This window comes from Bacillus sp. Bvel1, assembly GCF_014872755.1.
Classification (GTDB): Bacteria; Bacillota; Bacilli; order Bacillales; family Bacillaceae; genus Bacillus; species Bacillus velezensis.
The window spans coordinates 131,442-153,148 of sequence record NZ_JAAOBZ010000005.1 but is presented as its reverse complement, the minus strand read 5'-3'; the positions used below and the strand labels follow the sequence as shown (position 1 = coordinate 153,148).

Annotated in this window: 7 protein-coding genes and 1 pseudogene; 2 read left to right on the top strand and 6 right to left on the bottom strand. The window is 49.0% G+C overall.

Going from position 1 to position 21,707, the window contains the following annotated elements:
- Positions 1 to 58: 58 nt before the first annotated feature.
- Together HAP68_RS03500 and HAP68_RS03495 are read right to left on the bottom strand one after the other, a co-directional pair.
- Positions 59 to 5,968: a SpaA isopeptide-forming pilin-related protein gene (locus tag HAP68_RS03500; protein WP_192580577.1), complete on the bottom strand. Its 5,910-nt coding sequence runs from the start codon at positions 5,966 to 5,968 to the stop codon at positions 59 to 61.
- 180 nt (positions 5,969 to 6,148) lie between these two features.
- Positions 6,149 to 7,225, bottom strand: coding sequence for a response regulator (locus tag HAP68_RS03495; RefSeq protein ID WP_024085000.1), 1,077 nt, complete (start codon positions 7,223 to 7,225; stop codon positions 6,149 to 6,151).
- A 234-nt stretch (positions 7,226 to 7,459) separates the two neighbouring features.
- Here HAP68_RS03495 and HAP68_RS19495 point away from each other — a divergent pair.
- Positions 7,460 to 9,343: pseudogene (locus HAP68_RS19495) on the top strand (sensor histidine kinase); the annotation flags it as partial.
- Between the two features lie 15 nt (positions 9,344 to 9,358).
- Positions 9,359 to 10,495: a sensor histidine kinase gene (locus HAP68_RS19490; RefSeq protein WP_223203793.1), complete on the top strand. Its 1,137-nt coding sequence runs from the start codon at positions 9,359 to 9,361 to the stop codon at positions 10,493 to 10,495.
- Between the two features lie 154 nt (positions 10,496 to 10,649).
- Here HAP68_RS19490 and HAP68_RS19750 read toward each other — a convergent pair whose 3' ends face one another.
- From HAP68_RS19750 to HAP68_RS03470, 4 genes are all read right to left on the bottom strand, one after another.
- Positions 10,650 to 17,849 carry an NTTRR-F1 domain gene (locus tag HAP68_RS19750; protein ID WP_192580576.1) on the bottom strand — a complete coding sequence of 2,400 codons (7,200 nt, stop codon included), beginning with the start codon at positions 17,847 to 17,849 and terminating at the stop codon, positions 10,650 to 10,652.
- Between the two features lie 114 nt (positions 17,850 to 17,963).
- Positions 17,964 to 18,671: a hypothetical protein gene (locus tag HAP68_RS03480; RefSeq protein ID WP_024084994.1), complete on the bottom strand. Its 708-nt coding sequence runs from the start codon at positions 18,669 to 18,671 to the stop codon at positions 17,964 to 17,966.
- A 106-nt stretch (positions 18,672 to 18,777) separates the two neighbouring features.
- The gene (locus tag HAP68_RS03475; protein ID WP_003155645.1) at positions 18,778 to 20,214 is read right to left on the bottom strand and encodes an anion permease; all 1,437 of its coding nucleotides are present in this window, start codon (positions 20,212 to 20,214) and stop codon (positions 18,778 to 18,780) included.
- Positions 20,215 to 20,339: 125 nt separating this feature from the next.
- A complete protein-coding gene (locus tag HAP68_RS03470; RefSeq protein WP_003155647.1) occupies positions 20,340 to 21,605 on the bottom strand; it encodes a pectate lyase in 1,266 nt (421 codons plus the stop codon).
- Between the last annotated feature and the right edge of the window lie 102 nt (positions 21,606 to 21,707).

The window sequence follows — 21,707 nt, the reverse complement described above, 5'->3', positions numbered from 1 at the left end:
TGATTCTCTTTTTAAAAAAGCACCTGATCGATTCTTACATGATCAGGTGCGATTACGTCTATCTATTCCTTGCTTTCTTCTTTCTTGATACAACAGCCGCGGCTCCGCCGGCTAATAGCAGCAGAATACCGGCCGTGACCGGCATCATACCGTCCGTATCACCGGTTTTCGGCAGATTTTTGCCTGTATCCGGGTGATTGGTTTTACCATTGGTATCAGGGTGATGCCCGCCTTGATTCGTTTGATGATTCGGTGTGTCTTTCCCAGGTGCGGGATTTTTTAATTTCTTATTAGAAACGACGACCTCAACAGCTTTTGATTGTCCTTTTTCAATTGTGAATTCAATTGGTTTTTCGTTCAGCTGATAGCCGTCAGGCGCTTTTGTTTCGATAAATCGATACTGCCCGGGCGCTAATCCTTTCACCGTAAACCGGCCCTTTTGATCCGTCTTCCATACCGCCGGCCGTTCTTTGCTGCCGCCGGTGTTTACCGGATGTCCGGCAGAATCCGTTATCTTGAATTCAGCACCTTCCAGCACCTTATTTTTATCGTCATGATCAACTTTTGTCAGTGTTACATCACCCGGCGTCAGTGTATTCTCCGCACTGATTTCGACTGGTTTTATGTCGGTATTTGTGATCTTGAATGATATTGGCGTTTGATCCAAACTGTAAAGTTCAGGCGCTTTTGTTTCGATAAATTGATATTCGCCTGCTTTCAGTCCCCGTACAACAATCTGTCCGTGCTCATCTGTCGTCAGACCTTCTCTCAGCACTTTGCCGTTTGCATCTGTCAGATTAAACTTCGCACCTTGCAGGACTTTCCGTTTGTCACCTTGATCCAATTTTGTGAGAACAACACTGTTCTTGATGTTAACTGCAGTCAGGGCAGCCTGATCCGGTTTTCCGCTGTTCTCAGCCTTAATCGTAAACCGCACAGGGGTTGTTGACAGCAGATAACCATCCGGCGCTTTTGTTTCAACAAATTGATAGTTTCCGGGCGCCAAACCGCCGGCGTCAATTTTGCCGCCTTCTTTTGTCATCAGATCTTCTCTTACGGTTTTTCCATCACTGTCAATGATTTTAAATACTGCACCGTCTAAAACGTTTCCGTCTTGATCCTTCTTAACCAGCTGGACAGAGCCTTTATAGTTGACAAAGGTGCCGGTCTCAGACGGCTTCGGCTTTCCTTCCGCTGTTTCTGAGATGGTAAACTCTTTTTTCTCCGTATTTAACACATAACCGTCAGGCGCTTTCGTTTCGATGAAGGCGTAATGACCGGGGGCAAGGCCGGATGTTTCTACTTTTCCGTCCTTATCTGAAACCAGATCGTCCTGAACCGTTTTTCCATCACGGTCGACGATTTTGAAGACTGCACCTTCAAGGTTTCGGCCTTCCGCATCTTCCTTCGTCAGCCGGACAGAGCCTTTATAGTTGACAAAGGTGCCGGTCTCAGACGGCTTCGGCTTTCCTTCCGCTGTTTCTGAGATGGTAAACTCCACTTTCTCCGTATTTAACACATAACCGTCGGGCGCTTTTGTTTCGATGAAGGCGTAATGACCCGGGGCAAGGCCGGATGTTTCTACTTTTCCGTCTTTATCTGAAATCAGATCGTCTTTAACCGTTTTTCCATCACGGTCGACGATTTTGAAGACTGCACCTTCAAGGTTTCGGCCTTCCGCATCTTCCTTCGTCAGCCGGACAGAGCCTTTATAGTTGACGGCCGTTCCTGCGTCAGTTGACTCCGGCTTTCCTTCCGCTGTTTCTGAGATGGTAAACTCCACTTTCTTCGTATTTAACACATAGCCGTCAGGCGCTTTCGTTTCGATGAAGGCGTAATGACCCGGGGCAAGGCCGGATGTTTCTACTTTTCCGTCCTTATCTGAAACCAGATCGTCCTGAACTATTTTTCCATCACTATCGACGATTTTGAAAACTGCGCCTTTAAGGTTCCCGCCGTCTGCATCTTTCTTCGTTAAAGCGGCTTTTCCTTTATAATTCACCATTGATCCCAATTCAACATCAGGTACTTGATTCTTTTCGTTCTTTGCGATTGAGAAGTGAATGGCTTTTGTGTTTACGATAAACCCTGATGGGGCTTTCGTCTCCATCAGCCGGTAGTATCCGGCAGGCAAACCGTTGATCTCAACTTTCCCATTTTTATCGCTTTCAATATTATTTTTTATCAGAGTATAGGTACCGTCGCTTGATTTTTTCTCAAGCTTAAATACAGCACCGGCCAAAGGATTATTGTTTTCGTCTTTTTTGATAAGCGTCACCTTATTTTTTTGATTTATGACTTTATAGAGTGCTCCTGCTACGGAGGATTTGCCGTCAATCGTAACGGAGACCCCGTTTACATAAGCATCGCTGATGGTGTAGCCGTCCGGCGCTTTTATTTCTTTCAGTACATAGGTTCCGTAACGGATATTCCCAAACGTAAGTTTACCGGCATCGTCTGTTGTGCCCGTACGCAGCAGCTGCTTGCCGTCTTTAGACCATAATTGAAAGTCTGCTCCTGAAAGAGATGTTCCGTCTGATCCTGTTTTAGATATCGTCAGGCTTCCCTTCTCCCCTGACCCTGAGCCGCCGCCGCTTGAAATAGCGACAAACACTGAGCTGTTGTTCTCTTGGGTCTGCTCCTCAACATTCGTCCCTGATATCGACACTTTGTTGTTGACCTGACCGCTGCTGCCGGAAATATTAATGAGAGAACGATATTGTATGACATACGCACGGTCGATTTGTTTATAGCCGCCTGTAAAGGTAAGGACAAATGATTGTTCACCGGTGGCATTGTCAGTTTTCATATCTAATTTATAGTCCTTATCTTTCTCAAGCTGCACATCACCCGGAATAAGATTTCCGCTGCTGTCTTTCATAACGCCGTTCTCATTATATTTTGCTTGATATACTTTAAAAGAATCTTCATCTATTATTTGATTCTCATCCGGTGTGTCTTTGACTTTTACGTCATCCAGTGTCGATTGGCTGGCATTGACATTGATGTTCCAATCGATATTGTTTCCGTTCTGTTTGCCGCCTTTAGAAATCAGGTTTCCTCCGTTTGCGACGGAAACTGAACCCGTCAGCGTTCGGTCTGCATGGTCATTATTAAAGTACTCTGCTTTGTTTGTGTATTGATTCTGTTTAATGACCTGGCCTTTTAATGACGTTTTAAATTCAATCAGGTATGGTACAGCGTCATCTGTTTTGAGATGTACGGTTAACGTATTTTTGTTGCCGTCTGACGGCTCTTCTATTTCATATTTTGAAGGATCCAGCGCCTCTCCTTCAGTGATGGAGCCGTTTTTGCTGATGGTATACGTTTTAACAGCAACCGACCCATGCAAAAATTGCTGACCATCTGTGATCGTATCTTTTATATAAGGATGTTTTGAAGGTTCGCCATTGTAATTGATGCCGACTTTCCATGTGATTTCTTTTGAAACGGCGTTGTATGAGCCGTTTTTGAATCCGTTATGGGACGTCTGATTGTTCGGTGTGAAGCCGCTCGATTCCTTATTTGTGCGTTTGTTGCCGTTTTTATCGGTCCATGTCGACTCCGCCGTATTTTTAATCGTTTCGTTTGAAAAGTCAGCGTTGAATTTTGTCTTATACGTGATCTTAAACTGACTGTTTGTTTCTGCGTAGTCCCCGATCAATGCTATTGTAAAGCCTTGATTTCCGGGTTTTTTTGTTAATGTATAATCCGTTCCTTCTTTCAGCGTTTTGTTTTCAGTCGTGTCTTGCATGTTAAATGAATCGTCAATGAGCGCCAGGCCTCCGCTGGTGAATTGATCATCCAGCGTCCAGTCTTTCATTGTGTAACCGTTTTTGTTAACTGTGATTGTCCAATCAACCGTCTTCTTCTCATAGTCTGCGTTTGAATAATGTTTGATCAGATTCTGCTGAATGGCGGTTCCCGGAGTTTCCTTTGAGTCCCCCGTATCTGTCATTGCTGTATTGGTGTATTTGACAGGACTGTCAATAATGACCCCATCGTTGACTTGAGATTGATAAATGATCTTATATGCTCCTGTGACAGTTTGCTTGAATTTTATTTCAAAGCCGTTCCCGTTATCAGTCAGCGTATAATCATCACCCTCTTTTAATGGGGCGCCCTCTTGTTCGCTGCCGTTCTGGCTGAATGTAATCGGAAGGACTTTCAATGATCCGGGAACTAGATGCAGATCGTCTGATCCGAACGTATCCTTGATGCCGGCTTTGGATTGATCAATCTTTTTCTCACCGTAGTTGTACATAACAGCCCAGCTGAACGTTTGGGTTTCTCCTTTATAACCTGTCGAAGATTTTTCTATCATTTTTCCGTAACCCGCTGTTACGGAAGCTTCCGCAGAAATCGGCTCCGCATTGTCTCCGCTGAATGCCGCCTTGTTTGTCAGCGTGATGTTTCCGCCTTTACCCGGCTTTGCCTCATCTTTAATTTCCGTGTCATATATGAGCCGGTAGGCTGAATCAATTGTCCCGGCGAAGGTGACATTACCGTTTTCGCCAACGGTATAACCTGAAGTTATCTCATTTCCCTGACTCACCGAGCCGTCAATATTCACATCAAGTTCATACACTTTCACAGAGCGGAAAGTCAATTCGTCCGGAAGGCTTTCAGTCAATTTCGCATTTTTAACTTCTTCTTCCTTTTTATTAAGGTCAACCGTCCACGTTACCTTTCCGGGATTAATGCCTTTATTCAATGACCCTGATTTCTCAATGGTTTTATTGACATTCGGTTTAAAATAAACCGTTACGTCCGGCGTATCAGAGTTAACCGGAAACTTAATCTTTTGTGTGGTTGATCCTTTTATTTCTTTCTGATTGAATTGGGTGTTTACATACAATGACCCCTTGACGTTAGAATCTTCTTTTACCTCGCCGTTAAACGTCATGATGACATGGCCGCTCGTATTAATGGAAAAAGTTCCGTACGTACTATCGCCGTCGGTCAATGGCTGGTTCGTAATGTCATTATGCATAATAAATTCTTTAGGCAGGTCAAATTCATATCGATCACCGTCGTTTATTGTTTTCCCCAGCTCATTCGGAATCGCCCATTGGATGGTGATATTCGCCGGAGAGTTCGTATTCGCACGGTTGTTTTTGTCATATGGTTTTCCTTTTTCATCCGTCAATTTCACATCAGTTAAAATATTTTGCGTAATCCGGTTTCCGCCTGATTGAAGGCTTTTAGCGGCAGATTTGCTTGTAATCACCATTTTTGATTGACTGCGTTTAGCAGAAGGTTTTGATTTCGTTGCCTGTTCTGCTTTATCCCCGCCGTCTGCAGATGCTGATTTTTTCTCTGTCTTATCCTGAGGTTCAGCAGGTGTTGAAGAGGTGTTTTTTTCTGTATCGGAATCCGTTGTTCCGTCTTTCTTCACAGGTATTAACACTTGCTGGGTCTTGCCGGCATCCAGTTGAAAAAGAGCTTTTGCCATTTTCGTCTCATCTGTTATGTCGGGAGTAAACTTCGCCGACAGTGTAATGGAGCCTTTGGCATCCCCGGCATCCGCTTCAGCATCGTTCACTTTCACTTCCAGCGTGCTTCTGTTTGCTTCAGCTTTATATATACCGATCACCCGATCAGCTGATTTCAGCTCACCTTCGGCATCATTATCTAATGTAAAACTTTCCGGAATCTTTACGGTGATATTCCGGTCACTTGCATCTTCTTTGTGTTTTAGTGACCATTCGTATGTCAGTGTCACTTTATCTCCCGGTGTTAAAGCCGGTTCACCGGCTTTTGATCCGTCAACGGTCTGCTGTCTGCCGTCTTTGACTGCAACTGAATCAAAGAACCCGCTCTCGCTATGTTGTGATCCGGAAGCGGCTGCGATCGGAGTAAAGCTGACAACTTGGCTGAAGATGAAAAACAGCGTGAAGCATGAAATCAATGCCGCCCTCAGCCTTTTGCTTTTTTTCGGGCTGAACGAAAAGTTCCTCACTCCCAATGTCTTATTCCTCCCCTTTTATATAGACTTACGTTCGAACAAGCCGGTAAGCATGGGATTCTCCTTATCCGAACCAAACTTCATTGTATGAAATCGGCCTATACAAATTCTGTACATGGGATCATTTCAGAAATAGCGCACAAAAAAAGACCGGCATCAGCCGGTCCGGTCATTCAATCGTCAATTGATTTTATCTTTTAATTGTTTATATCGTTCGTATTCCTTTATCGCCTCTTCTACCTTTCCCAGTTTATTAAATAACTGCAGTTTGTATTGTATAATTTTATCGTCACCGGGCTCTATTTTCTCAACCTGCAGGCAAACGTCCATCGCTTGATGATTGTTCTTCTCTTGGATGAGAAAACCAATCAGTTCGTACGCTTTGCTGAGCCACAGATGGGCAAGACGCGCTTTTTCCGGCTCTGCCCACAGATAGCCATTCTCCATGAGATAATGGTTCTCATATGACATGACAATGTTCATGTGCCGGGTTAGTGCAGCTGCGCTGAGCGGAGGAGCCTCTTTGAATGTTTTTTCCCATTCAACTGTATCAATCTTTACCCCGGAAAGCCGGAGAATGTATCCTATATCAGTATTTTCTATTGATTGGCTGAAGGGCAGCTGACCGATTAATTTCCGTATCTGATATATTGTCGAGTAGAGCTGGGTGCTTGCTTTTGATATATCATAAGCAGGCCAAAACATCTCCATCAGCATGTCTTTACTGACCGTGCGCCCTTGATTAAGAAGTAAAAATGCATACAGTTCACGGGCTTTGGATGTTCTCCACTTGACTGTTATGTATGTTTTGACACCATTTACCGATTGATAAAAGTCCAGGTTCCCAAAACATTGTATAACATAATCCGTCCCGGTATTCCCGTCCGCCGACCTGAGTTTTTTATTCATTCGGATCCGCTCAACAGTTGTCAGCAGCCGGGCATTGTCAACCGGTTTTAATAGATAATCGACAGCATTTAATTCAAACGCTTTGATCGCGAATTCATTATAAGCGGTGATAAAAATAACTTGGATATTTTCATTGACCTCCTGAATCGATTCAGCAAGCTCAATACCGTTTATCCCGGGCATTTCAATGTCAAGAAACACCGCATCAGCTGCTGAAAGTTCCGAATGCTCCAGAACTTCCGCCGGATCTTGAAACGTTATAATAGATTGAAAGGCGTTTGTCCGCTCAAGCATACGATTAAAATGAAGCAATGCCAGTTCCTCATCATCCACAATTAACGCTTTCAAACCGCATCCCACCCGTCAATATAGATATATCTGAAAATAATTTCAATTATACCATGCCCAATGCCCTATATAGTTGGATTCTTTTTCTTTCTCTTGTTGTATTATAACGTTTGTGATTACAATATTTATACATTAAATAGGATAATAGAATGCCCCTGAATGGGATAAAGGAGTAATGATGTGAAAGAAAAATTTATTTCGATTACGATTATTTGCGGCTATGCTGCTTTCTTTATGATTTTTATGGCCATGGATCATTTTTCAGGATCATCCCTCCCTCAAGCGGAACAGGGCGTGATCAATCTGGAAAATTGGGATTTTCAAAAGGATGGAAATGTCCAGCTGAACGGGAAATGGATTCTATATCCAAATCAGATGCTGTCACCGCAGGCGCTTCATTCAGCAAAAGGAAAAAATCCCGTACTCGTTGATGTCCCTGTCAATGTGAAGCTGTTCGGAAAAACGGCCGACGTGGATTACGGAACGTACAAACTGACAATCCGATCAAATGAAGACAATCAGGTTTTGGGGATCAGCACATCTTATATCTACAGTTCAAACCGCCTTTATCTTAATGGAAAAGTAATCGGACAGAGCGGCAATCCTTCAGAAAAAGCTGATTTTAAGGCGCAGAACAAACCGTACAGCAGCTTTTTCAGGCTTCGCAAGGGTGACAATGAACTTGTCCTGCATTTTTCGAATTTCGGAAAAGTTCCCGGCTGGGGGATCGCAAAACCGATAACGTTTGGGACTCAAGAACAAATTATACGCGAGAATCAAATTTCCTTTTTTAATGATTCCATTATGATTACGGCTTTTTTCATTACCGGTTTATATTTTCTCGGCTTTTTTCTGCAACGGACAAAGGATAAACATTTATTGTTCTTTTCCGTGATGTGTCTGCTTTTTTCAGCCATTATTCTTATGATCGGGAAAGAAAGAATTATCTTTCTCCTCTTTCCGTCTATTTCATTTTCATTGCTGAATTCCTTGCGTATCATCTCAACCGTGCTTGTCAGCATGGCGGTTTTTCTTTATCTCTTTTATGCATACAGAGAAATTGTTTCAAAAACGACGATCACCATTTTAACCGCTTTATCCGGGATCATCTTGATCACTGATTTTATGTCCGGAAGTTTCATTGATCACCTCTCATACATTTTACATTCTGTGCTGGCCGTTACGACTCTGTTTTATATTACATATATTTTTACGATTGCCGCCATAAGAAAAATAAAAGGAAGCACGTACCTTACACTCGCATCCGTCTCGATGAGCGCTTTTGTGATTCTTACGACCATTTCAGCTTACAGCGGCAAAACAGCTTTTTCTTTTAATTCGATCTATTCATTGCCGACAGTCATCGCTTTATTGGCGGTGGTTCTCCTGATGGCGCAGCAATTCGCCGGAGCTTTCCGGGACAATGAAGTCCTCTCACGGAAATTAGTCAAAATGGACCAACTGAAAGATGAATTTATCGCCAAAACTTCACACGAATTCAAGACGCCGCTGAACAGCATTATTAATATATGCCAAACCCTTGTAGCCGGCAGAAAAAAGAAGACGATAGAGGAAGAGAAAGAAAATATGCAGCTGATCATCCGTATGGGCTACAGACTTTCCGATCTCGTAAATGATATTCTTGATTTGGAAAAAATGAAGCAGGGGATGCTGCAGATTCGTCCGGTTCCCGTCGATGTGCATGCCGTCATATGCAGTGAGATGAACTTCTACCGGCTTTTATCCAAACATAAAAAACTCGCGATTCTTAATCATGTGCCGGACGATCTCCCTTTGGTGCTTGCAGATGAAAACCGATTCCGGCAAATCTTAACCAATCTTATTGAAAATGCAATCAAGTACACATCCGAGGGGAACATTATTCTTTCCGCCGCAAACCTGAATGACAAAATGATTCAAATAACCGTGACCGATTCCGGCAGCGGCATTCCTGAGGCTGATCTTGAAACCATTTTTGATTCTTTTCAGCAAGCGGGAGGGAAGGAAGAAGATGGAACGGGTTTAGGTTTAAGTATTGTGAAACAGCTCGTCAAGCTCCAAAACGGGGACATCTGGGCGGAGTCAGCGGCGGCGCAAGGATCAGCCTTTCATTTTACGTTACCCGCCGCTCAAATTGTTTCTTTACCGGAAGCAAAGACCGAACTTCCTAAATCACAGCCCGGACAGAGAATACCGGATATTTCGCTGGTCACGCCTTATCACTCAGAGAAAATCGATGCTCCGACGATTCTGATCGTCGACGATAATATCGAGAGTTTGAAAATTTTAATTGATATGCTGGAAGGTGTTCCTTATAACGTAATCGCAGTAAAAAGCGGAAAAGAGGCGCTTCAAGCTGTCTCTTCCTCGAAGCTTGACTTGGTCATATTAGACTTGATGATGCCTGACATGACGGGTTTTGAAGTCTGCACAAACATCCGCGAAAGGTTCAGCATGGTCGATCTGCCGGTTCTTATCGTTACGGCAGCCATTATCAGCCATGACAAATACAAGGCGTTTCATGCCGGAGCAAACGACATTTTACAAAAGCCTTATCATTACTCTGAATTCACCGCGCGTATTAAAAATTTAATTTTAATGAAGCATACGGCTCACCAAGCCACAAATTTAGAAATGGCATTTCTTCAGTCGCAGATTAAGCCTCATTTTCTTTACAATGTATTAAATACGATTATCGCGCTCAGCCATTTGGATATTGAAAAAGCAAGGGAAACCACTGCTACATTTACAAACTATTTAAGGATGAGTTTTGATTTTCAAAACACTTCGGACATCAGCTCATTCAGAAACGAACTTTCTATCATTACGTCATATCTTTCTATAGAAAAAACACGCTTCGGCAAACGGCTTGATATCCTTTTTGATATTGAACAGGACATTGACTTCCCCCTTCCGCCTTTAATGATACAGCCATTGGTGGAAAACGCCGTTCATCACGGGATCAGTAAGAAAAGAGGCGGCGGACGGATAAAGCTGACAGCGAAAAAACAAGGCGAAAACACGTATCTTATCAAAGTGGAGGATAATGGAACCGGCATCATGCCGGACATACAGAAAGATATTTTGTCTTCTGATGTTAATCGCAGTGTCGGCCTGAAAAATATCAATCGGCGGCTGAAGCATTTTTGCGGAAGCGAATTGACGATCACCAGCACCCCGGATGAGGGCACCGCTGTTTCGATGATGATTCACACTCCCGGCACAACGGATGATTCGAACTCACTGAAAACGTCTTCATTAAGATACTGATTAACTTCAAAAGGCATGTAAATACTTCTGCCGGCTGTCGGGAAATTCCCGTCAGCCTTTACAGAAAGACGTAAAAAACAAAAAAGCTTGAAGAAAAAATGATATCTTCTCCAAGCTTAGCTTAGATGATCCGCACCAGTCTGGCCGTTCTCACTTAAGAAATCGTAACCCCCGCGCTTGCATATCCCGCCACTGTATTAATAAGCGAAAGGCCTGTCGCAGTGGCAGAGAATACCATTAACAGCCGGGTTTGAGGAGTTACCGCAATGTTCAGCCCTGTCGTGATTCCGTTGCTGATGCTGCCGATTGACAATACGCCGGTGAGGGGAGGAGCTAAAGTGACGGATGCTCCGGGGATCGGCGTGAACGTATTGTTCGGCACAGTAGAACTGTATAGTTGTGCGGTTATCGTAACAGTCGAGCCGACAAGCGACAATGCTGCGGTTGTACTGAAATAAGCGGCAATTGATGTAATGGTTCCGCTTCTCGGAGCAGAAAAAGCAAAGTTCAGCAGAGTTCCTCCAGCCCCGGTAAGATCAATTGCGCCTCCCCCTCCGACATTGACGCCCGTCACAGAATTGCCGAACCCGACAAGGCTCACCGTTCCGATTAATCCGCCGGCAATGGTCGTCACGGCAGTGGGAAGACCAGAAGCATACGGAATGATCGCGCCTGCTCCGGTGATCCCGGTGGCGCCTGTTGCTCCAGTAGCCCCGGTGGCTCCGGTTGCTCCCGTTACTCCGGTCGATCCGGTTACCCCAGTTACTCCAGTCGCTCCGGTGATCCCAGTTACTCCAGTCGCTCCGGTGATCCCAGTTACTCCAGTCGCTCCGGTGATCCCAGTTGCACCAGTCGCTCCGGTGATCCCAGTTGCACCTGTTATTCCTGTCGCTCCTGTTACTCCGGTAGCGCCTGTTACCCCGGTAGCTCCCGTTATTCCTGTAGCTCCTGTTACTCCTGTTACTCCCGTTACTCCCGTTACTCCTGTTACTCCTGTTACTCCTGTTACTCCAGTCGCTCCGGTGATCCCAGTGGCTCCTGTAGCGCCAGTATCCCCGGTTACTCCGGTTGCGCCTGTTACTCCGGTCACTCCGGTTACCCCAGTTACTCCAGTCGCTCCGGTGAACCCAGTGGCTCCAGTTATCCCAGTGGCTCCAGTATCCCCGGTGGCTCCTGTTACTCCGGTTACCCCAGTTACTCCAGTCGCTCCGGTTACCCCGGTGGCTCCCGTTACTCCGGTTGCTCCTGTTACTCCCGTTGCTCCAGTTGCTCCTGTTACTCCGGTTGCTCCCGTTGCTCCCGTTGCTCCTGTTACTCCGGTTGCTCCCGTTACTCCCGTTACTCCAGTTGCTCCAGTTGCTCCAGTTGCTCCAGTCACCCCGGTTACTCCGGTTACTCCGGTTGCTCCCGTTACTCCGGTTGATCCTGTTACTCCGGTTGAACCAGTTACTCCGGTTGAACCAGTTACTCCGGTTGCTCCCGTTACTCCTGTTGCTCCTGTTACTCCTGTTACTCCGGTTGCACCCGTTACTCCTGTTACTCCAGTTGCTCCAGTCACACCCGTTGCTCCAGTCACACCTGTTACTCCGGTTGGGCCTGTTACTCCGGTCGATCCGGTTGAGCCTGTTGGACCTGTTACTCCGGTGGCTCCCGATACTCCTGTTACTCCAGTTGCTCCAGTCACACCCGTTGGACCGGTTGGGCCTGTTACTCCGGTTGCACCCGTTACTCCTGTTACTCCAGTTGCTCCAGTCACACCCGTTGGACCGGTTGGGCCTGTTACTCCGGTTGCACCCGTTACTCCTGTTACTCCAGTTGCTCCAGTCACACCCGTTGGACCGGTTGGGCCTGTTACTCCGGTCGATCCGGTTGAGCCTGTTGGACCTGTTACTCCGGTTGCACCCGTTACTCCTGTTACTCCAGTTGCTCCAGTTACCCCGGTGGCTCCCGTTACTCCGGTAGCGCCTGTTATCCCAGTTGCTCCAGTTACTCCAGTTGCTCCAGTCACACCCGTTGGACCGGTTGGGCCTGTTACTCCGGTCGATCCGGTTGATCCAGTCACACCGGTTACTCCAGTTGAGCCCGTTGCTCCGGTTTCTCCTGTTGGTCCAGTCACACCGGTTGGGCCCGTCGCGCCTGTTGCTCCGGTTATCCCCGTTGCTCCAGTCACTCCAGTTGCACCGGTTTCTCCCGTTGTCCCAGTTACTCCGGTTGATCCCGTGGTTCCGGTTTCTCCTGTTACTCCAGTTGGACCCGTTTCTCCGGTTGAACCTGTTACTCCTGTTGCGCCAGTCGCTCCGGTTATCCCCGTTGCCCCAGTCACTCCAGTGGCTCCTGTTGATCCCGTTACTCCTGTTGGTCCAGTCACACCGGTTGGTCCAGTCACACCCGTTGAACCGGTTTCTCCTGTTGAGCCAGTAACCCCTGTTGATCCAGTCACACCGGTTTCTCCAGTTGAGCCCGTTGCTCCGGTTTCTCCTGTTGGTCCAGTCACACCGGTTGATCCCGTGGTTCCGGTTTCTCCTGTTACACCTGTTGGGCCGGTTTCTCCGGTTGACCCTGTTACACCGGTCGCTCCGGTTTCTCCGGTTGACCCAGTCACTCCTGTTGCACCAGTTACTCCAGTAGCTCCAGTATCCCCGGTCGAGCCAGTTGGACCGGTTTCTCCTGTCGCCCCTGTTACTCCGGTTGGACCTGTCGACCCTGTTGGCCCGGTTGGACCTGTTATTCCGGTTGTGCCGGTTGGGCCGGTTGTTCCCGTACCCCCGGTTATACCAGTTACCCCAGTCGCTCCGGTTGAACCAGTCACTCCCGTTACACCAGTTGACCCTGTTGCTCCGGTTTCTCCAGTTGAGCCAGTCGGTCCGGTTATTCCTGTTGACCCAGTTACACCGGTCGCTCCAGTTACTCCAGTTGAGCCCGTTGCTCCGGTTTCTCCTGTTGGTCCAGTCACACCGGTTGGGCCCGTCGCGCCAGTTGGACCCGTTACTCCGGTTGCGCCGGTTGCGCCGGTTGAGCCAGTTTCTCCAGTTTCTCCAGTTTCTCCAGTTGCACCGGTTGAGCCAGTTGGGCCTGTCGATCCCGTTGGACCGGTCTCTCCCGTTGGTCCGATTTCTCCAGTTACCCCCGTTGCCCCTGTTGCGCCGGTTTCTCCTGTCGCTCCTGTTACTCCAGTTGAGCCCGTGGTTCCGGTTGAGCCTGTTGATCCTGTTAAACCTGTTGGCCCTGTTGCGCCGGTTGGGCCTGTCGATCCTGTGGCGCCTGTTTCTCCAGTTAATCCCGTCGCACCAGTTGAGCCGGTTACTCCCGTTACCCCAGTCGCTCCTGTCGATCCCGTTACACCAGTTAGACCCGTTACTCCGGTGGGGCCGGTTTCTCCCGTTGAGCCTGTCGGTCCGGTTGAACCAATTGCTCCGGTCGCTCCTGTCGATCCCGTTGCACCGGTTACTCCTGTTGCGCCAGTCGCTCCTGTTATCCCCGTTGGGCCGGTTACTCCAGTAGCTCCGGTTTCCCCGGTCGAGCCGGTTTCTCCGGTTGAACCCGTTGCTCCGATTGGACCGGTCGCTCCAGTTACCCCCGTTGCCCCTGTTGGGCCGGTTTCTCCGGTTGCACCTGTTGCTCCGGTTGGGCCAGTTGATCCGGTTGCTCCGGTTTCTCCAGTTATTCCCGTTGCACCGGTTGAGCCGGTTTCTCCCGTTGAGCCAGTTGAGCCAGTCGGTCCGGTTATTCCTGTTGACCCTGTTACACCGGTCGCTCCAGTTACTCCAGTTGAGCCCGTTGCGCCGGTTTCTCCTGTTGAGCCAGTAACCCCTGTTGAGCCAGTAACCCCTGTTGGTCCAGTCACACCGGTTGGTCCGGTTGGGCTCGTTCCCCCGGTTACACCCGTTACCCCAGTCGCTCCGGTTATCCCCGTTGTCCCAGTCACTCCTGTTGGACCCGTTACACCCGTTAGGCCTGTTGTACCTGTTACTCCAGTTGACCCGGTTGCTCCTGTTGATCCCGTTACTCCGGTTGCACCGGTTGATCCAGTTGGGCCTGTCGATCCCGTTGGACCGATTTCTCCAGTTACCCCCGTTGCCCCTGTTGCGCCGGTTGGGCCAGTTTCTCCCGTTGCACCGGTTGATCCTGTTACCCCAGTCGATCCTGTCGATCCCGTTGCACCGGTTAATCCTGTTACTCCTGTTGATCCGGTTACTCCCGTCGCCCCGGTTTCTCCGGTTGAACCAGTTGACCCTGTTACACCGGTCGCTCCGGTTTCTCCTGTTGACCCAGTCACTCCTGTTGAACCAGTTACTCCAGTAGCTCCAGTATCCCCGGTCGAGCCAGTTGGACCGGTTACTCCGGTTAAACCGATTGTGCCTGTCGCCCCTGTTACACCAGTTGGGCCGGTTGGACCTGTTATTCCGGTTGATCCCGTTGCTCCTGTTACTCCAGTTGAGCCTGATGAGCCAGTCGCGCCTGTTTCTCCTGTTACTCCCGTTGGACCGGTTGCACCGGTTTCTCCCGTTGAGCCCGTCGGTCCGGTTGAGCCCGTTGCCCCTGTTATTCCGGTTGAACCTGTAGATCCAGTTGGACCGGTCTCTCCAGTTGCGCCGATTTCTCCAGTTACACCCATTGCCCCTGTTGGGCCGGTTGATCCTGTCGATCCCGTTACCCCTGTTACTCCGGTCGCTCCCGTTACACCCGTTGCCCCTGTTGGGCCGGTTACTCCAGTAGCTCCGGTATCCCCGGTCGAGCCGGTTTCTCCGGTTGCACCTGTTGCTCCGGTTGGGCCAGTTGATCCGGTTGCGCCAGTAACTCCTGTTGGACCGGTTGAGCCAGTCGCGCCTGTTACCCCCGTTGCTCCGGTTGGGCCGGTTGTTCCCGTTCCCCCGGTTATACCAGTTACCCCAGTCGCTCCGGTTGGGCCGGTTTCTCCGGTTGAACCTGTCACTCCCGTTGAACCAGTTGACCCTGTTGATCCGGTTGAACCCGTTGCCCCTGTTATTCCGGTTGAGCCTGTAGATCCAGTTGGACCGGTCGCTCCAGTTGCGCCGATTTCTCCAGTTACACCCATTGCCCCTGTTGGGCCGGTTGATCCTGTCGATCCCGTTACCCCTGTTACTCCGGTCGATCCCGTTACACCCGTTGCTCCGGTTGATCCGGTTACTCCCGTCGCCCCGGTTGAACCCGTTGGGCCTGTTACACCAGTCGAGCCGGTTGTTCCTGTTACTCCAGTCATTCCGGTTGCTCCTGTTGAGCCAGTCGCGCCTGTTACCCCCGTTGCTCCGGTTGGGCCGGTTGATCCCGTTATTCCTGATGGTCCTATTGATCCGGTTATACCAGTTGGGCCTGTCGGTCCGGTTACACCCGTTACCCCAGTCACTCCTGTTGGACCCGTTACACCCGTTAGGCCTGTTGTACCTGTTACTCCAGTTGACCCGGTTGCTCCTGTTGATCCCGTTACTCCGGTTGCACCGGTTGATCCAGTTGGGCCTGTCGATCCCGTTGGACCGATTTCTCCAGTTACCCCCGTTGCCCCTGTTGCGCCGGTTGGGCCTGTCGATCCTGTGGCGCCTGTTTCTCCTGTTACTCCCGTTCCACCAGTTGAGCCGGTTACTCCCGTTGGACCGGTCGCTCCTGCTGCTCCAGTCACTCCTGTTGGACCGGTTGAGCCAGTCGCGCCTGTTACCCCCGTTGCTCCGGTTGGGCCGGTCGATCCGGTTATCCCCGTCGCCCCGGTTGCTCCTGTCGATCCCGTTACACCAGTCGATCCGGTAGCTCCAGTTACTCCCGTCGCTCCTCTTGCCCCGGTTGAACCAATTGCTCCGGTCGATCCTGTTGCCCCTGTTATTCCGGTTGAGCCTGTTGATCCGGTTGGACCGGCCTCTCCCGTTGGACCGGTCGCTCCTGCTGCTCCAGTCACTCCCGTTGCACCAGTCACTCCTGTTGGACCGGTTGAGCCAGTCGCGCCTGTTACCCCCGTTGCTCCGGTTGGGCCGGTCGATCCGGTTATCCCCGTCGCCCCGGTTGCTCCGGTCGATCCCGTTACACCAGTCGATCCGGTAGCTCCAGTTACTCCCGTCGCTCCTCTTGCCCCGGTTGAACCAATTGCTCCGGTCGATCCTGTTGCCCCTGTTATTCCGGTTGAGCCTGTTATTCCGGTTGAGCCTGTTGATCCGGTTGGACCGGCCTCTCCTGCTGCTCCAGTCACTCCCGTTGCACCAGTCACTCCTGTTGGACCAGTCACTCCTGTTGGACCGGTTGAGCCAGTCGCGCCTGTTACCCCCGTTGCTCCGGTTGGGCCGGTCGATCCGGTTATCCCCGTCGCCCCGGTTGCTCCTGTCGATCCCGTTACACCAGTCGATCCGGTAGCTCCAGTTACTCCCGTCGCTCCTCTTGCCCCGGTTGAACCAATTGCTCCGGTCGATCCTGTTGCCCCTGTTATTCCGGTTGAGCCTGTTGATCCGGTTGGACCGGCCTCTCCCGTTGGACCGGTCGCTCCTGCTGCTCCAGTCACTCCCGTTGCACCAGTCACTCCTGTTGGGCCAGTTTCTCCGGTTGCGCCAGTAACTCCTGTTGGGCCGGTTGAGCCAGTTACACCGGTTATTCCTGTTGACCCTGTTACACCGGTCGCTCCGGTTTCTCCTGTTGAACCAGTTACACCCGTTGCCCCAGTCACTCCGGTTGAACCGGTTGAACCAGTTGCTCCCGTTACTCCAGTCACTCCGGTTGAGCCCGTGGTTCCGGTCGCTCCTGTTACACCAGTCGAGCCGGTTGCTCCAGTTACCCCTGTCGGACCAGTTACTCCGTTTGGACCGGTTACACCCGTCGCTCCTCTTGCCCCGGTTGCACCAGTTACTCCCGTCGCTCCTCTTGCGCCGGTCACTCCTGTGGGGCCTGTAATTCCTGTTACGCCAGATTCACCCCCGGTTTGCGCCAATGAAACATCGTCTATTAAAACCGTTCCGGAAGAAACTTTACTTAATACAATGACGGCAGAGGCCGCGCCAGAAGGCACACTGCTTGTTTTATAGATTTCAGACCATGTGTGAAAGAGCACGTTCGGCAAATTTCCGGGTGTAATATTTTCTTGAATGGAACTGATTTGTTCACCTGCTGCGCTGACATAGATGATCTGGAGAGTGACTTGGGGACTTGGATCATTTCCGAGCGTTGCGAGTGATACGAATAGAGTCACTGACTTGGCTGAAATGGGAACGATTTGACTGAGGTAAGCATATGGCTGAGCTCCAATAAATTGCGCAGAATATCTCCCTGAATGTGCAAACAAACTGTTAATCTGGGTATTTGCCGAACTCCATCCCGCTAATGTGCCGGTTTCAAAGCTTCCGTTTATAATCGGATTATTCATTCAATCTTTTTCCCTCTCCTTCCCGTTGTTGACCGTCTTACTTATTAAGACAGCATATTAATACGGGCTGTGTTTTGACAACCTAAATAAAAAAGGTGATTTCTTTTCATCACCTTAATCAGATCCTTGAATGGGGAATCCAGTCGCAATGAGGGAGCGGTTTGCTGCTGCGACTTGTGTTACGTAGTTCGAAGAAAGGACGGATAAATAGAGCTGATACGCGGCTGTTTCATCCGCCTTCATTTCGTCGATGTACGTAAAAGGAATTCCTATGATTTGTCCGCCTGAAGAAAAGAGGTTCCGCTCTTGTCTCTGTGTTTGTATCGTTACGCCATTTCTTTGCAGCTCGACAGCTAAGACCAATGAGAAATGAGACGCAAGCGGATCTAATTCCACATTTACTTGTATGACGGCATCCGTTTTCACCAATTGATCTGTCGGCGCAGCTATCACTGCGCTTAACACGTTTATCGGTGTTCCTTCTAACGGAAGCGTCATTAGGTCTGCTGTATTTTGAAAAGCTACCGCAGGAACCGCTCCCGGCGGCCCCTCAGGCCCCGGGGGACCGGGCGGACCCGGCGGACCCGCCTCCCCTTGCGGACCGCGGGAGCCGGCGGGTCCTCTTTTGCCTTCCGGACCTCGCAGCCCGGGTACGCACAAGGCAGATCGATTTTCATCTGAAGACGGAAACCGTTTTTCCGTCCCTGTTTCCGGACTTTCAAGTTCACATGGTAATTGTTCATACCGGCGTTTCATATGTCTGCTCATATATTTGTAAGGTTTCTGTTTCAATATCATGTATTGATTACGGCCGCTGCTCATAATATCACCCCGGCAATATTCTATTCGCACTGAAGTCATCGTGTGCAGGCCCTTCCCATTCCTTACAGAAATAAAAAAAGGCAGACCTGAGTCTGCCTTTTTTCTTCTACCATAACCCTAATACTTTCCACCATAATCCGCCGATCACAAGCCATGTCACAATATGGACGATTGACAGGATAAAGCCGATGGACCACCATTTGCTTTGCGAGATATAACCCGCTCCGAAAAAGACCGGAGCCGCTCCTGAGCCGTAATGCGTCGTCGAACCGAAAAGGTTGCTGAAAAACGCCAGGCTGAGCGCCGCCAACAGCGGCGGAGCGCCTGCCGCCACGATGACGGCGAGAAATGCCGCATACATGGCGCTGATATGCGCGGTTGCGCTCGCAAAGAAGTAATGCGTGTAATAATACACGACAATCAGAATCATAAATGCCACAATCCATGAAAAACCGGAAACAGATGATTTCATCATATTGCTGAACCAAGACACCATGCCGAGCTCATTCAGGAAATTCGCCAGCATCACAAGCGCCGCGAACCAAGTCAGCGTATCCCATGCACCTTGTTCTTTTTTGATGTCCTCCCATGTTAATACCTGTGACAAAAGCAAAACGGATAATCCGATCAGGGCCGTCGTCGTTGCGTCGATATTGAAGCTTCCTCCGAAAATCCACAGCGCAAGCACCAATAAAAAGACGATAACCATGGAGAGTTCGGATTTTTTAAACGGACCCATTTCTTTCAATTTTTCCGTTGCGATTTTAGCCGCGTCCGGTGTTTCTTTAATTTCCGGCGGATACAGCTTATAAATGACGAGCGGCGTAATGATTAAGCTCGCCAATCCCGGTACAATGGCCGCGATTGCCCAGCTTGTCCATGTGATGTCCACCCCTGCGACATCGTGGGCCAGCTTGGCGATCAGCGGATTCGCCGCCATTGCCGTCAAAAACATCGCAGACGTAATCAAGTTTCCTTGAAAACCGGTTTTTAATAAGAAAGCGCCGATTTTCCGCTCTGTTCCGTCTGCCGGCGTTGATCCGAAAGTTTCGGATAATGATCTGATAATAGGAAAAATAATGCCGCCCGCCCGTGCCGTGTTGCTCGGAATGGCAGGTGATAAAATTAAATCACTGAACAGCAGTGAATAAGAAAGGCCGAGTGTTTTCTTCCCGAACCGTTGTACGAATACGTAAGAAATCCTGGCGCCAAGCCCGGTTTTGATAAATCCCCGGGAAATAAAAAAGGCGATGACAATCAGCCAGATTGTCTTGTTTCCAAATCCGCTTAACGTATTTTCAATAGATAGCGTTCCCGTTAACGCGGTGACTGCCAATGCAAAAATTGCAATTGCGCCCATTGGCAAGGGCTTGGAGATAAAGCCGATAATTGTTGCGACAAAAATAGCGAACAAATGCCATGCTTTAGGTTCAAGTCCGGACGGCGCGGGAATAAACCAAATGATTAATCCCACAGCAACAGTAATAAGCAAAGGAATGATTTTTACTGCCTGCTGTTTTTTTGCGTCTTTTTCTGAAGCCATTACAGGTCTCCTCCTATTTTGTTGTCTTCCATCCCCCTATCCCATTTTACTACTTAACTAAGTTAATAAACGTTTTTGTTAATTAAAAAACACAAAGGAATATTTTCCTTTGTGCTTCTTGTTTATTATTTTAATATACCCGACCCGGCTTTAGATATAACATCTGATTTTACATTTGATGATGAGCCGATGGAACCGTGCAATGACGGTGTCCAGCCGACGGACTGACTTAATCCGTTGGCAGCTGACGCGTTAATTGCGGCGCCGTTTAAAAGAGTGCCGTCTTCATGAAGCGCTTTTCCGCCGCTGAAGACGCTGATGACTTTATCAGCAGCCAGTCCCGGCACTTCAAAGACATTATTCTGGGCATATATTTTTGACGCGTGGCCTGCGCCCCACGCATAGCTGAACGGGTATGCGGCGCTTTTAGAGCCTGCGTAAAAATTATTATAAATATGAACCTGCCCGTACCGGACCCGCGGTGCGCGCTGGACGATGTTCTGGTAATAGTTATGGTGAATGGTCACCTTCAGTTTTCCTTCATCCGACGTCTTGCTGTCGCTATTTCCGATGACGGAGCCTTTGTCATGGTCATGATATTTATTATAGGACAATGTAATATAATTCGCCCCGTTGGCTATATCTGTCTGGCCGTCATGGTGCTGATATTTTCTTCCGTAATAGTAGGGAAAACCGCTGTCGGGATTCGATCCGTCATTAAAGGTGCAATGATCGATCCAGATATGCGTCGCGCCGTTAATGGTGATATTGTCATATTCCGAGTTCCAGTTGCCGCTGCTGCCGTCCGTCGGGTCCCATTGCGGAAAATAGTCGTAAGCGTCTTGAAATTCAATGTTGCGGATGATGACATTGTCGACGCCGTTCTTTATATTAAAGCTTCCGCCTGTCACTTTGGCATTTGAACCCGAACCGATGATCGTCGTATTTGAAGGAATGTCAATCACGACCCGTGCTTTCTGGTTTTTTTGAGATCGCTGTCTGGCGTCTTCCTGGGTGCCTGACGGCGCTTTTTTCCCCCATTTGTCCGGGTCGTACGCCTTCAGATAAGCGTTGAGATCATATGCCGGATCTTTATAATCATTAAAGCCGAGCGTTTTATTCCGGTCGTCCGTATTCATATTGATTGTGCCTTGTATGTAAATAATCTTCGGCGTGCTGTTGGCGCTTCCCCCTAATGCAGAAACGAGCTGCTGTCTGTTTGATACGGTGTAGACATTCGATGAAGAGGCTTTCGCGCCGCCGGTTGTCCCGCCGGAAGCGGCTCCCCAGCCGTCATTTGTTCCTAACGTCTGCCGTCCCAGGTCAGCGGCATAGACGTCCGCAGGGATCATACATAAACAAACCGCCAGCATAAGTAACATTTTTTTCATGAATTGTGCTCCTCCTGATTCTCTGTTCCACTTTATTACAATTGGATTGTATCAAATCAGTTGAGAAACGGCACCGAAAATGTACAGCATGTGCCTTTCGGT